Source organism: Rosenbergiella gaditana (assembly GCF_018494065.1).
In the GTDB taxonomy this organism is placed as follows: Bacteria; Pseudomonadota; Gammaproteobacteria; order Enterobacterales; family Enterobacteriaceae; genus Rosenbergiella; species Rosenbergiella gaditana.
In genome coordinates, this window is record NZ_JABBFR010000006.1 from 98,352 (window position 1) to 112,402 (window position 14,051).

Sequence of the window (14,051 nt, forward strand, 5' to 3'; positions counted from 1 at the left end):
TTAGGGTAATAAGCCTTTCACATCGATAGGTTTGGCTTCGTTTTCTGCAGAGCCCTTCTCTTTACCTTCAATCGCCATTCCCGCCATACGATAGAAGTTATATTCAGGGTATTTACCTGGACCTGAAATCAATAAATCTTCTTTTTCATAGACTAAGTCTTGGCGCTTGAACTCTCCCAGCTCAAAATCTGGCGTCAGCTGAATAGCAGTCGTTGGACAAGCTTCTTCACATAAACCACAGAAAATACAGCGAGAAAAGTTGATACGAAAGAATTCGGGATACCAACGGCCATCGTCCATCTCGGCTTTTTGCAGCGAGATACATCCCACTGGACACGCAACAGCGCACAGGTTACACGCGACACAACGCTCTTCACCGTCGGGATCGCGCGTTAACACAATCCGTCCACGATAACGTGGCGGTAAATAAACCGGTTCTTCCGGGTACATCTGTGTCTCACGCTTGGCGAAGGCATGCATCCCTATCATCCAAATACTTCGGACTTGGGTTCCAAAACCCACCACTATATCTTTTATTTTCATGGTGTTATTCCTTACTGCGCGCTATAGAGAATGACGGCAGCGGTCGCCAGTAAATTCAATAAAGTCAGCGGCAGACATACTGTCCAACCAAAAGTCATTACCTGGTCATAACGTGGACGGGGCAACGCCGCACGGATCAAGATAAACATCATCATAAAGAAGGCTGTTTTCAAGGCAAACCAGATAAACGGCGGTAACCAAGGCCCATGCCAGCCCCCGAAGAACAGGGTGACAATAAGCGCGGAAACGGTTGTGATGGCTACATACTCACCGACGAAGAATAAGCCAAACTTCATCCCGGCATATTCGATGTGATAACCATCAGCCAGTTCTTGCTCGGCTTCTGGCTGATCGAAAGGATGTCGGTGACAGACCGCGACGCCCGCAATACAGAAAGTCACGAACCCGAGGAATTGCGGGATGATATTCCATAAGTGTGTCTGACTGTTGACGATATCCGTCATATTGAACGAACCAGCTTGTGCGACAACGCCCATTAACGATAACCCAAGAAACACTTCGTAACTCAAGGTCTGCGCAGAAGCACGCATTGCACCCAGTAACGAGTACTTGTTATTACTTGACCATCCCGCGAATAGCACAGCGTATACAGCTAAACCCGCCATCATCAGGAAAAACAGTAAGCCAATATTTAAATCAGTCACTTTCCACGTTGGCGAGACAGGTACGATCACAAAGGCTAGTAACAAGGAGACAAACGCAATGACCGGAGCCATGGTGAAAATAGCACGATCGGTAAAAGGAGGTACCCAGTCTTCCTTGAAGAACATTTTGATCATATCTGCCGCGAGTTGTAATGAACCGCCCCAGCCGACACGGTTAGGTCCGTAACGGTTCTGGAACAGGCCCAACAGACGACGCTCAGCAAAACTCATAAATGCGCCACACGCCACGACCACCAGTAAAATCACGACAGATTTTACGACTTGCAGAATGACATCGATCACTTCAGGTGTGAACCAGCTCATGCTTGTGCCTCCTGCAACATCTCCACCTCTGCTCCACTTAAATAAGGGGGAATACCTGGCATTCCAACCGGAAGTCCAACCAGCCCTTGTGATAAGGTTTCAGAAAGACGTAAAGGTAATGTCAATCCAACGCCTAGAGCTTGTAAATTGACGGATTGACCTGCTTGCAGCCCAAGCTTTTGCGCATCCTCTGGGTGTAACACCACTTCCGCAGGGGCGGCACGCTGTGAAAAGACCTCAGAGCGTTGAGAGAGTTCTTCACTGCCAAACAGACGCCATAACGGCACGACGCGCCATTGCGCTTGTGGACGATAAGCCGCAGGAATCGCGGTAAACCACTCTCCACCATGGCCTTGCCCATCAAACAAACGTACGCCTGGATCACCGTGGCGTAAGTGCCCCCCCACTTCGTCTTGGAATTTATTCCATGCTTGCGGTGAGTTCCAACCTGGCGACCAGGCGAACGGAATTTGTGAGCGCGGAGCCTGAGGCTGGTTATTACCTTCCATTGAGAAGGCGAACATAGTGTCCTTATCCTGCGGCTGACGCGGTTCATGCACACTGATGTTGGCGCGCATCGCCGTACGACCGCTTGAACGGTGCGGTGAACGTGCCAGTTTCTGACCACGAATACGGAATGACGCATCGGGCGCAGCATCTTTAATGGCGTTGAGGAAAGGTTTTTCCGCAATCACAGCATCAATGACATGGTCCAGCTGTGACCAATCGGTTTCCCGACGATTAATTGCTCGATCCAAGGCATGAAGCCAACGCCAACTCTCAAGTTGAGTCACCGTGGTGTCATAGTAGGCTGGGTCATAGACTTGGAAGAAACGTTGCGCTCGACCTTCTTGGTTGATCAAGGTGCCATCCGCTTCGGCGAAACTGGCCGCAGATAAAATAACTGAAGCTTGCGCCAAGGTTGGCGTTGCTTGGTGGTCAAGCACCAGCACCTGTTCAGCGCGAGTGAGCGCGGCATCGACAACCCTAGCAGGAAGATGACGGTAAAGATCATTTTCCATCACCACCACCGCATCGGCCTCACCCTCGGCAAGGAGATCCAACACCGATTCCAGCGGTTTACCGCCCAGTAACCCAAGCCCGATACTATTGGCTTGTGGGGCCAGCAGCGTAATACCGACTTCGCTACCTTGCGCCTTCAGCGCTTGGGCAACGTTTGCGGCGGCATGCAGGAGGTCATCACTACCGGCGTGCGTGCCAGCAATGATAAGCGGTTTTTTGGCGCCACTTAATGCTTGGACAATCACGTCAACTTTCGCCGTTAAGCTAGCATCGAAATCATCCACTGCAGGTGCTGAACCATCGATGGCATGCGCAACAGCAAATCCGAGTCTGGCTTGATCTTCCACTGCCGCACAGTAATTCCACGCGGCAATATCATCAAGACGTGTCGGTTGTGCCGTGGTCATAAAGAGCGGGTGCTTAGCATGTTGCCCGATATTGAGAATAGCGGCGATCTGCCAGTCAGCCACTTTCTGAGCCGCGGCTAATTCACGTGCCTTACCTTTCACCGCTTGACGCACGGAAAGTGCGACACGTGCGCCGACTTGCGTCAGGTCCTCGCCTAATACAAGGACGGCATCGTACTGCTCAATTTCACGCAGTGACGGCGTATACAGTCCCCGGTTTTGCAGAATATCGATGATCAACTCGACCCGACGCTGCTCATCAGCTGGCATACCGGTAGAGAAATTATCTAAGCCAACCAGTTGTTGTAAGGCAAAATTACTTTCAACGCTGGCGCGTCCAGAACCAATGCCAACCACACGTTTCGCTTGGCGCAGTAAATCGGCACTGGCAGTGATCGCTTGCTCGGCATTCATCGTCACCCAATTTTCGCCATGGCGCAGTTGTGGATGACGAGGACGATCTTCACGATTCACATAACCATAACCAAAACGGCCGCGGTCACAGAGAAAATAGTGGTTAACGCTACCATTAAAGCGGTTTTCTATTCGACGTAGTTCGCCATAACGCTCACCGGGACTCGTATTACAGCCGATGCTGCATTGATGACAGATGCTCGGTGCATACTGCATATCCCATTTACGGTTATAACGTTCGGAGTGTGTTTTATCGGTAAATACGCCTGTAGGACACACTTCGACGAGGTTGCCAGAGAATTCACTCTCTAAGGTGCCTGATTCGGTACGACCAAAGTAGACATTATCATGCGCACCGTAAACCCCAAGGTCAGTCCCGCCTGCATAATCTTTGTAGTACCGCACACAGCGATAGCAGGCAATACAGCGGTTCATCTCGTGAGAGATAAAAGGCCCTAAATCTTGGTTTTGATGGGTTCGTTTGGTGAAACGATAGCGACGGAAGTTATGGCCGGTCATCACGGTCATATCTTGAAGGTGACAGTTACCGCCCTCTTCACACACTGGACAGTCATGTGGGTGGTTAGTCATCAACCACTCCACTACACTTTCTCGGAATTCACGCGCTTCAGCATCATCAATCGAAATAAAGGTTCCGTCGGCGGCGGGTGTCATACATGACATGACCAAACGTCCACGGGTATCTTCCGCATTTTGATACTGCTTTACCGCGCATTGACGACATGCACCGACGCTACCCAGCGCTGGATGCCAGCAAAAATAGGGAATATCGAGGCCCATGGAGAGACAAGCTTGTAGCAAGTTCTCTGCCCCATCCACCTGATAATCTTTTCCGTCTACATGAATTGTAGCCATAGTCAACATGCTCAAGTAAGGCTCGGTTTGACGCGAGCGTTAAAGATTAATACTTATTTTTGTGTGGTCACTGCCCTTGAAGGGCGAGCGAACTACCAACGGCTTTTTAATAAGTTCGGCTGAATTCCGCTGATACTGCGTGTATTGCCAAATACTTGCGGAGCAATACCCGCTTCAAACTCTTCGCGGAAGTATTTGATCGCACTCTGTAACGGCTCTACTGCTCCTGGAGCATGGGCACAGAACGTTTTCCCCGGCCCAAGCTGACGACACAGTTGTTCTAGCGTTTCAATATCGCCAGGTTGACCTTTACGCTGCTCCAACGCACGCAGAATTTTGACACTCCACGGTAAACCATCACGGCAAGGGGTACACCAACCACAAGACTCACGTGCGAAGAACTCTTCCAGATTCCGGACTAAGGAAACCATGTTAATTTCATGGTCAACCGCCATCGCCAGCGCAGTCCCTAAGCGGCTCCCCGCTTTACCAATACTGGCGAACTCCATAGGCAGGTCTAAGTGACTCTCGGTTAAAAAGTCAGTCCCTGCCCCACCCGGTTGCCAAGCTTTGAAGCGTAACCCATCGCGCATGCCGCCGGCATAATCTTCTAAAATTTCTCGCGCGGTAACCCCAAAAGGCAGTTCCCATAATCCAGGGTTTTTTACCCGTCCTGAGAAGCCCATCATTTTGGTCCCGGCATCTTCGCTTGTAGATAACCCTTTGTACCACTCCAAACCGTTGGCTAAGATGGCGGGAACATTAGACAGCGTTTCAACGTTATTCACACAGGTCGGTTTACCCCACACACCTGCGCTCGCGGGAAATGGCGGTTTAGAACGCGGGTTCGCTCGACGCCCTTCAAGGGAGTTAATCAGTGCGGTCTCTTCACCACAGATATAACGTCCTGCGCCCGTATGGACGAAGAGTTCAAAATTAAAACCGGTTCCGAGGATATTCTCGCCTAATAGACCAGCTTGCTTCGCCTCTTCAATCGCACGGCGCAAATTTTCAGCCGCTTCAACATATTCGCCACGCAAGAAGATGTAGCCACGATAAGCTTTAAGTGCAAAAGCACTGATCAGCATACCTTCCACCAATTGGTGTGGCATTTGTTCCATCAGAAGGCGATCTTTATAAGTCCCGGGTTCCATCTCATCGGCATTACAGAGCAGATAGCGGATATTCATCGACTCATCTTTTGGCATCAGACTCCATTTCAAGCCAGTAGAGAACCCTGCCCCACCACGCCCTTTCAGGCCGGAATCTTTAACCAATGCCACGATTTCATCGGGAGCCATCCCGCCTAATGCTTTACGCGCCCCGGCATACCCGTTTTTAGCACAGTACTCATCGAGCCAGACCGGTTGTTTATCGTCACGTAGACGCCACGTCAGTGGATGCGTTTCCGCTGTGCGGATAATGGTTTTGATGCTCATGAGTATTGCTCCAGAAGCGAGGCGATGGACTCGGGTGTCAAATGCACATGAGTGTGTTCACCGACCATCATCGTCGGCCCCTTATCACAATTACCTAAGCAACACGTCGGTAATAGGGTGAAGCGGCCATCTGTCGTGGTTTGCCCGGGTTTGATCTGTAAGGTTTCTTCTAATGCCGCTTGAATACCTTGGTAACCGGTAATATGGCAGACCACGCTGTCGCAATAACGAATAACATGACGTCCCACTGGTTGACGGTAGATTTGGCTGTAAAAAGTCGCCACACCTTCCACATCACTGGCCGGAATACCTAATACCTCAGCAATAGCGTTAATGGCACCATCAGGAACCCAGCCCCGCTGCTTTTGAACAATTTTTAGCGCTTCAATCGAGGCAGCACGCGGGTCTTCATAATGGTGCTTTTCATGCTCAATCGCCTGCTGTTCGAAATCACTCAGCATAAATTCTGGTTGAGTCTCGATAGTTTTAATTGAAATGGTTTGATCGTGCATAATTAGCGGTCCACATCTGACATAACAAAATCAATACTGCCTAGATAGACGATAAGGTCTGACACCAAACTGCCATTGATCACTGAAGGGATCTGCTGCAGATGAGGGAAACTAGGAGTACGAACCCGGGTGCGATAACTCATGGTCGAGCCATCACTGGTTAAGTAATAACTGTTGATACCTTTGGTCGCTTCAATCATTTGGAACGATTCATTAGCTGGCATCACTGGACCCCATGACACTTGTAAAAAGTGAGTAATCAAGGTCTCGATATGCTGTAACGTACGCTCTTTCGGGGGTGGCGTTGTCAGTGGATGATCCGCTTTGAAAGGCCCTTCAGGCATATTCTTCAGGCATTGCTCAAGAATACGCAGTGATTGCCACATCTCCTGCATTTTCAGCTGAACACGGCTGTAGGCATCACTGATACCGTCACCAACAGGGATTTCGAAATCAAAGTTTTCATAGCCTGAGTAAGGCCGCCATTTACGCACATCAAAGTCCAGCCCCGTTGCACGAAGACCCGCACCAGTGGTGCCCCAACGTAATGCTTCTTCTTGGTTGTAGGCGGCGACCCCTTTCGAACGTCCAATCAATACAGAGTTACGTAGAGCAGCTTTGTCATACTCTTTAAGGCGTTTAGGCATCCAATCTAAGAATTCACGCAGCAAACGCTCCCAGCCTTTCGGTAAATCATGGGCCACGCCGCCAATCCGGAACCACGCTGGATGCATCCTAAAACCGGTAATTGCTTCCACAACATCGTAAATTTTCTGACGGTCAGTAAAGGCAAAAAATACCGGGGTCATGGCACCGACGTCTTGGATAAAGGTAGAGATGTAGAGCAAGTGACTATTGATACGGAAAAGTTCAGAAAGCATTACGCGGATGACGTCAACTTTCTCCGGCACAGTAATCCCAGCCAGTTTCTCGACCGCCAGAACGTATGGCATCTCGTTAACACAACCGCCTAGGTACTCAATTCGGTCGGTATAAGGGATGTAACTGTGCCATGATTGACGCTCGCCCATCTTCTCAGCACCACGATGGTGGTAGCCAATATCCGGTACACAATCAACGATTTCTTCACCGTCGAGTTGCAAAATGATACGAAACGCACCGTGCGCAGAGGGATGGTTCGGTCCCAAGTTAAGGAACATAAAGTCCTCATTGGCGGTCCCGCGTTTCATTCCCCACTTTTCAGGGTCGAAGGTTAACGCTTCCATCTCCATATCCTCTTTTGCTTTCGTCAGCATAAAAGGATCGAATTCGGTGGCCCGCGCGGGATAATCTTTGCGTAAAGGGTGTCCGGTCCAGGTATCAGGCATCATGATGCGTGTAAGATGAGGATGCCCGTCAAAGGTCATTCCGAACATTTCCCAGGTTTCGCGTTCGTACCAATTCGCGTTCGGGAAGATCTTGGTCAATGTTGGCAGAGTCAGATCGCGCTCAAGCAGAGCAACTTTCAGCATAATATCGCGATTACGGTCAATCGAAATAAAGTGATAAAACACCGAGAAATCCGCTTCCGGTAGTCCTTGACGGTGTGTTCTTAACCGCTCATCGACACCATGCAGGTCATAAAGCATGACATAAGGTTTAGGAACGTGTCGCAGGAAACTGACAATCTCGAGCAGTTGCTCGCGGCGTACCCAAACTACAGGGATTCCGGTACGCGTGGGTTGGACCGTAAAAGCGTCAGGCCCAAAACGATTACGCAGCTCACCGATCACAGGATCATCAAGGTGATCCTGTGTCTGCCAAGCAGCGGGATTTTGCTGTTGCGTGTTGATATCTGTCATACATTGTTCACCATTTCGGCCTGTATTGGCACGACAAAGAAGGCAGCCATTAGGCGAGAGAGTTATTGTTATAGTTCCAAACGCCGCCTAATGGTTTCGGGTCAAATTTCGTCTGGGGTACGTAAATTTGTTACGGCAATACGCTCGCCACGTTTACGTTCACGTTCCGATTGCATATTAGCTCGATAGACGCCCTGATCCCCCACTACCCAAGAAAGTGGCCGGCGCTCTTTGCCGATTGATTCCTGCAAGAGTAAAAGCGCTTGCATATAGGCTTCAGGACGAGGAGGACAACCCGGAATATAAACATCTACTGGTAGGAATTTATCAACGCCTTGCACCACCGAATAGATATCATACATGCCGCCGGAGTTAGCACAGGCTCCCATTGAGATAACCCATTTAGGCTCAAGCATTTGGTCATAAAGACGTTGGATAACCGGTGCCATTTTAGTGAAAGGCGTACCAGCGATAACCATAAAGTCAGCTTGACGCGGTGAGGCGCGCATAACTTCCGCTCCGAAGCGGGCTACATCATGCACCGCAGTGAACGAGGTAGTCATTTCAACATAGCAACAGGAGAGGCCAAAGTTATACGGCCATAGGGAATTTTTACGACCCCAGTTCACCATATCGTGGAGCGCATGCTCCAATTTGCCCATATAAACGCTTCTATGGACATGTTGTTCAAGAGGATCGCTTACGATTTCCTGCTTTTGTAAAGGATAGCGATCGTTCTCACCATTGCTATTGGGATCGACGCGGGTGAGTGTGTAATCCATCTTAATGCCTCTCTATGACTTTTGAGGAGAATTGCCGCGTCCGTTCTCTGATTTGACGACAATACGACGACGTGCTGGCGCCCAATCAAGTGCACCCGTTCTCACGAGGTAAACTAATCCAGCTAACAAGATAAGAATAAATATTGTTGCTTCAGCGAAGCCTATCCAGCCACTTTCGCGAACGGAGGTGGCCCAAGCATAGAGGAATAGTGCTTCAACGTCGAAAATGACGAAGAACATCGCGACAAGATAAAATTTTGCAGAGAGGCGAAGATGTGTAGAGCCAACAGGTTCGATACCTGATTCGAAAGGTGTATCTTTGTGTCGACCTTTGGCGCGCCCACCCAGTAACCAACCACCGGTTAACATGAAGGCACAGAGTCCGAAAGCGATGACGACAAAAACGACAAAAGCCCAGTGATGAGCGATTACTTCAGTAGTGGTTGACATACTCATGCTTACTCTTCAAGTGTGATGACAGTTCGCAAAACTGCGCAAGGAGTGACCACAAAAGTTTACGGAAGGTGTAACACCTTTTAGCTATGTCTGTTAAATAACAATATTAACAGTATTTTTATTGGCTTTTTTTACTCCTTTTTACAACCTTTTGTCAACCTAAGTGAATAAATATAAATATTTTTTAACAATTGACGAACATGAAATGTAAAGACTTAACCTTAGATCTCTATCAAAAATTTTCAAGAAATCTCAAATAAGTGTGGCAGGTCTATAAGAATTTTCACGTACAATAACTAAGGTTTTATTGATCTGACTCATAATTTCACCTGATTTATCATCAAAAAGGTAATTTGCTCCTCTCGTACTTGGAGGAGCAATCGAACCGTCCAAGATCCTAAGACCATGTAGTGACTCGTGTCGTCAATGATGACAGATAACAGTGTTCTACCGTCAAAGACACAAGCTTTTACAAGGCTATCCACGTCGCTTTAGTTCGACTCATCCGTGTCAGTCTCTGAGCTTGGAATCTCCGCTAAACGATGAACAGTATCAGGCGCGGGCGCCAATACGTTGAATAGCGATTGGACAAAGGCTTTTTCACCCATAGGGAGACGGCATAATAGATACTGCGTATCTGAAAGCAGAGGTAATCCTTCCGCTGTCCCTAATACACGCAGTTCAGGGTTTAGCATTTCAGCTGGCCTAGCTGTTGCGCCCAAGCCTGATTTCACCGCAACATTTATGGCAGCTTTTGAGTTTGCGACATAAGCTAAACGCCATGGCACCTGATGTTCGTCGAGTGCATTAATCGCAATCTCTCTGAATAGCTCTCCCTCATTTTGGATTACCAGAGGAATAGCCTCACCCGCCGTGATAGCAAAATCGGCCGCACAAAACCAAAGTGTCGGTGAGGTACGTAAGACTTGTTGCTCAAAACGCGTATCACCCTGCGTTGTTAAGGCAACATCAATTTCCTGCTGATCAAGCAGTGACAGTATGGTTTCTGTTGTATTGATACGGACTTCCACTTCCAGGCTTGGATAAAGTGCGGTAATTCGATTGAGCACGAAAGGTAATAAACTCTCCGATGTATCTTCGGTTGCACCAACTATAAGCTTTCCTTGTTCATTGCTGTATTTCAATGAAGCACAGGCTTCATCATTGAAGCGGAGTATCTTCCTAGCGTAGCCCAATAATTGTATGCCATGTTCTGTGAGGAGTTTATTGCGTCCATGACGTGCAAAAAGTTCTCGGTCTACAATTTGCTCCAATCGCTGCATCTGTTGGCTGACTGCAGACTGCGTTCGACACACCGCTACCGCGGCTGCAGCAAAAGTATTTAAATCGGCTACCGCAACAAAAGTACGAAGCAGATCAAGATCGAGATTGATCGATGTATTGTTATGGTTTGTCATAATTATTCACTTTTAATTTTATTTTAATACTTACTGGTGTTGTTTATTACTGGTCGAGAGTGACTACTTTTTTTAAAATGACTCAATAGCGTCAACTCAAACGCTTTCCAAACAGTTGATCAGGGTTATCCGCCATGCTTGGTGAGTAGCACTCTCTTTTACTCATCGTTATCGGCCATCAGGAATAATGAATTGTCTATAGTAGACAAAAAAATTAAGTTAATGCCCCTTCTACGATAAGATTTAATTTGTTAATTCGACTTAATCATTTCTAGCCATGAATTGGAATCATTTTTCAATAAAAATGAACTTTCTTTGACTTAGTTCATATAATATTGCTCTAAACCGTTGTTACTCCCCCTAATACCGAGACTTATAAGAAATCATATAATGATTAATTTTTTAACCTTAAATTATTAATAACTAATAAATCAAAAACCTTTAAGACAAATTAATAAATAAACATATAAATCTTAGCTAATTCTTTTGATCACCCTGTTAAAAATCTTATTAAAAGTAATTCCAAAAATTCTTATAAAAATTCATCAAGTATTTACGACAGTTTAAAATTTGAGGCTTTCTATAATTAAATAGATAACTAGTTGTATAAACCTTGAACATTACGAGTAACCATCCGCCACACACTGTCGATATAAAATGCAATATAAATTGGTAAATTCAGCATAAAACACTAGATCTTTAGATTTCCCTTCTGTAATCAGCGTTGACATCACAGAGGCACTTCATTTAACTGCCTGACCGGAGTACATTTACTAAAAATTTGCAGTGCCATTCCCTGTTCCTAAAGCCGAGATGAAGCCGATGAGCATAAAAATAGAAAAATCCGCCAAATTAGAGAATGTTTGTTACGATATTCGTGGCCCAGTATTAAAAGAAGCTAAGCGGCTTGAAGAAGAAGGTAATAAAGTACTTAAGTTGAACATTGGCAACCCTGCTCCTTTTGGTTTTGAGGCACCTGACGAAATTTTAGTCGATGTCATTAAACATCTTCCGACTTCACAAGGGTACTCCGACTCAAAAGGTCTCTACTCAGCACGTAAAGCAATCATGCAACACTACCAGGCACTGGGAATGCGTGATGTGACCGTTGAAGATATTTATATCGGTAACGGTGTTTCTGAGCTTATTGTGCAGTCTATGCAGGCGCTTTTAAACACTGGCGATGAGATGCTAGTACCCGCGCCAGACTATCCGCTGTGGACTGCTGCCGTATCACTATCCAGTGGTAAAGCAGTCCACTACCTCTGCGATGAGAGCAGCGATTGGTTCCCTGATCTTGATGATATTCGTGCAAAAATCACCCCACGTACCCGTGGGATTGTGATTATTAACCCAAATAACCCAACAGGTGCGGTGTACAGTAAAGAGCTACTGATTGAAGTGGTTAAGATTGCACGCGAGCATAATCTCATCATCTTTGCTGACGAGATTTATGACAAAATTCTTTATGATGCAGCCCAGCACCACTCCATTGCAGCCTTAGCCCCAGACCTGTTAACGGTCACGTTTAATGGTCTTTCTAAGACCTACCGTGTTGCCGGTTTTCGTCAAGGCTGGATGGTATTGAATGGGCCTAAAAAACATGCAAAAGGTTATATAGAAGGCCTCGAAATGCTGGCTTCCATGCGCCTGTGTGCTAATGTTCCAGCTCAACACGCAATTCAAACTGCCTTAGGCGGTTATCAAAGTATCAGTGAGTTTATCGCTCCTGATGGTCGCCTCTACCAGCAGCGCGAACGTGCCTGGGAACTGATTAACCAAATACCGGGGGTAAGCTGCGTGAAACCCCAGGGTGCTTTATACATGTTCCCAAAAATTGATATCAAAAAATTCAATATTTATGATGACCAAAAAATGGTGCTCGATTTCCTTTTACAGGAGAAAGTACTGTTGGTACAAGGTACTGCCTTCAATTGGCCTTGGCCTGACCACGTGCGGATCGTCACCCTGCCAAGGGTCGATGATTTAGAAATGGCGATTAATAAGTTTGGTCGCTTTCTCAGTCACTACCATCAATAATTATTGTTCACTAAGACGCCTCAAGGCGTCTTTTTATTTGGCCAGATAAGGGGATGATATGGCGATCCAAAGTACTTTTATGGCGTGGATAACACGCATGCCACTGATTAAACGTTGGGCCTTGATGCACTGTGTGCAGAAAGAAAATGTGGCAGAGCATAGTCATCAAGTCGCCGTCATTGCACATTTACTCACCGTTATTGGTAATAAACGTTACGGGAACACGCTAAATCCGGACCGTGCAGCGGTAGTCGCCCTGTATCACGAAGTCTCCGAAACTAAACTGCAAGATATCAACTCCCATACTAAATACCACAATCCAGAATTAACGCAGGCATTTAAACATCTTGAAAAAATTGCCGAACAAGAGTGCTTAACCACACTGCCTGATGATCTGCGTGAGACGTATTCCAGACTGATCATTCAAGATAATGTCGACAGTGAATATAAAAAAATCGTTAAAGCTGCGGATATTTTAGCGGCGTATATTAAGGCATTAAATGAATTACGATTTAACAATGACGAATTTATCCACGTAAAAGAGGGGCTTGAGGAGAGACTAAACCAGCTTCGCGCTACCATGCCAGAAGTTAACGACTTTATGGAAATATTCGCAGCGAGCTGCACAACTACCTTCGATCGTATTTCAGAAAACTATCAATAGCGATGAGGAGACATCGGGGATCCCGATGTCTCCTCCATTATTTCTATAACGTAAACCCTTTCGCCATTAGCTTTATGGATAATTCGGTCAAACTCTCAAGTCGAAGCATCGCAGCAAGATGTGCTGAATCGTTCGGCGCATTCACCGCAACAACGGCACATTTGGCTGCCAAGCCTGCTTCGATTCCTGCCGCAGCATCTTCCACCACCACACAATGTTCCGGTGCTAAATGAAGACGTTTAGCCCCTAATAAATAAGGATCCGGATGAGGCTTACCTTTAGCGACCTGCTCAGCAGTAATAAAGACCTCAGGACGAGGTAAGTCCAACACTTGATAACGCGCAGTCGCTACCGGTAGACTGCCAGAGGTGACAATTGCCCACGGTATTTGGTGGTCAGTCAGATAGGTCAGTAATGATTTCGCTCCGGGTAACGCCACAATTCCCTCTAAAGTTGTCGACTCAAGCTGCTCAAGCCACAGAAACTCTTGACGCAAAGTGGCCTCATCTGCTTGAGGTAAAAAGTGACGCAATGAGGTCATCGCTTGCTTACCATGAATGAATGCAAGGATATCTGACGTAGGGATACCCTGCCGTTCACCCCACTTCGACCAAGCTGTCTCCACCACCGCTAACGAATCAACCAACGTGCCGTCTAAGTCAAAGAGAAATCCTTGATACATAATT

General features: G+C 47.0%; 11 protein-coding genes and 1 pseudogene. 2 read left to right on the top strand and 10 right to left on the bottom strand.

Annotated features, from left to right (window positions below; translation table 11 throughout):
• The 9 genes and pseudogenes from nuoI to HH682_RS06335 all read right to left on the bottom strand — a co-directional run bounded on the left by nuoI (position 1) and on the right by HH682_RS06335 (position 10,661).
• A complete protein-coding gene (gene nuoI, locus HH682_RS06295; RefSeq protein WP_071430795.1) occupies positions 1-543 on the bottom strand; it encodes an NADH-quinone oxidoreductase subunit NuoI in 543 nt (180 codons plus the stop codon).
• Positions 544-554: 11 nt separating this feature from the next.
• Positions 555-1,532: an NADH-quinone oxidoreductase subunit NuoH gene (nuoH, locus tag HH682_RS06300; RefSeq protein ID WP_214236746.1), complete on the bottom strand. Its 978-nt coding sequence runs from the start codon at positions 1,530-1,532 to the stop codon at positions 555-557.
• Entirely contained in the window at positions 1,529-4,252 is a 2,724-nt protein-coding gene (nuoG, locus tag HH682_RS06305; RefSeq protein WP_214236747.1) for an NADH-quinone oxidoreductase subunit NuoG, read from the bottom strand. Before nuoG ends, nuoH begins: the two co-directional genes overlap by 4 nt.
• A 92-nt stretch (positions 4,253-4,344) precedes the next feature.
• On the bottom strand, positions 4,345-5,685 hold the full coding sequence (gene nuoF, locus HH682_RS06310; protein ID WP_214236803.1) for an NADH-quinone oxidoreductase subunit NuoF: 1,341 nt from the start codon (positions 5,683-5,685) through the stop codon (positions 4,345-4,347).
• 2 nt (positions 5,686-5,687) lie between these two features.
• Positions 5,688-6,203, bottom strand: coding sequence for an NADH-quinone oxidoreductase subunit NuoE (gene nuoE, locus HH682_RS06315; RefSeq protein WP_214236748.1), 516 nt, complete (start codon positions 6,201-6,203; stop codon positions 5,688-5,690).
• A 2-nt stretch (positions 6,204-6,205) separates the two neighbouring features.
• Positions 6,206-8,019 (bottom strand): annotated as a pseudogene (gene nuoC, locus HH682_RS06320) (NADH-quinone oxidoreductase subunit C/D).
• A gap of 87 nt (positions 8,020-8,106) precedes the next feature.
• Positions 8,107-8,787 (bottom strand): NuoB/complex I 20 kDa subunit family protein, encoded by a 681-nt coding sequence (locus HH682_RS06325; RefSeq protein ID WP_071430808.1) that lies wholly within the window; start codon positions 8,785-8,787, stop codon positions 8,107-8,109.
• A 12-nt stretch (positions 8,788-8,799) separates the two neighbouring features.
• Positions 8,800-9,243: an NADH-quinone oxidoreductase subunit A gene (locus tag HH682_RS06330; RefSeq protein ID WP_048912317.1), complete on the bottom strand. Its 444-nt coding sequence runs from the start codon at positions 9,241-9,243 to the stop codon at positions 8,800-8,802.
• A 491-nt stretch (positions 9,244-9,734) separates the two neighbouring features.
• Positions 9,735-10,661 carry a LysR substrate-binding domain-containing protein gene (locus tag HH682_RS06335; RefSeq protein WP_214236750.1) on the bottom strand — a complete coding sequence of 309 codons (927 nt, stop codon included), beginning with the start codon at positions 10,659-10,661 and terminating at the stop codon, positions 9,735-9,737.
• 822 nt (positions 10,662-11,483) lie between these two features.
• Here HH682_RS06335 and HH682_RS06340 point away from each other — a divergent pair.
• Complete coding sequence (locus tag HH682_RS06340) at positions 11,484-12,701, top strand: pyridoxal phosphate-dependent aminotransferase (RefSeq protein WP_214236751.1); 1,218 nt, start codon at positions 11,484-11,486, stop codon at positions 12,699-12,701.
• A gap of 58 nt (positions 12,702-12,759) precedes the next feature.
• Positions 12,760-13,365: a 5'-deoxynucleotidase gene (gene yfbR, locus HH682_RS06345; protein ID WP_214236752.1), complete on the top strand. Its 606-nt coding sequence runs from the start codon at positions 12,760-12,762 to the stop codon at positions 13,363-13,365.
• Between the two features lie 43 nt (positions 13,366-13,408).
• On the opposite strand, the gene HH682_RS06350 is transcribed toward yfbR, so the two are convergent.
• Positions 13,409-14,050 carry a sugar phosphatase gene (locus HH682_RS06350; protein ID WP_214236804.1) on the bottom strand — a complete coding sequence of 214 codons (642 nt, stop codon included), beginning with the start codon at positions 14,048-14,050 and terminating at the stop codon, positions 13,409-13,411.
• Between the last annotated feature and the right edge of the window lies 1 nt (position 14,051).

What these genes read in the sequence shown, in the direction of transcription:
- nuoI (WP_071430795.1), bottom strand. Translation starts at nt 543, where the DNA reads ATGAAAATAAAAGATATAGTGGTGGGTTTTGGAACCCAAGTCCGAAGT.
- nuoE (WP_214236748.1), bottom strand. Translation starts at nt 6,203, where the DNA reads ATGCACGATCAAACCATTTCAATTAAAACTATCGAGACTCAACCAGAA.
- HH682_RS06335 (WP_214236750.1), bottom strand. Translation starts at nt 10,661, where the DNA reads ATGACAAACCATAACAATACATCGATCAATCTCGATCTTGATCTGCTT.
- HH682_RS06340 (WP_214236751.1), top strand. Translation starts at nt 11,484, where the DNA reads ATGAGCATAAAAATAGAAAAATCCGCCAAATTAGAGAATGTTTGTTAC.
- nuoH (WP_214236746.1), bottom strand. Translation starts at nt 1,532, where the DNA reads ATGAGCTGGTTCACACCTGAAGTGATCGATGTCATTCTGCAAGTCGTA.
- HH682_RS06325 (WP_071430808.1), bottom strand. Translation starts at nt 8,787, where the DNA reads ATGGATTACACACTCACCCGCGTCGATCCCAATAGCAATGGTGAGAAC.
- HH682_RS06330 (WP_048912317.1), bottom strand. Translation starts at nt 9,243, where the DNA reads ATGAGTATGTCAACCACTACTGAAGTAATCGCTCATCACTGGGCTTTT.
- yfbR (WP_214236752.1), top strand. Translation starts at nt 12,760, where the DNA reads ATGGCGATCCAAAGTACTTTTATGGCGTGGATAACACGCATGCCACTG.
- nuoG (WP_214236747.1), bottom strand. Translation starts at nt 4,252, where the DNA reads ATGGCTACAATTCATGTAGACGGAAAAGATTATCAGGTGGATGGGGCA.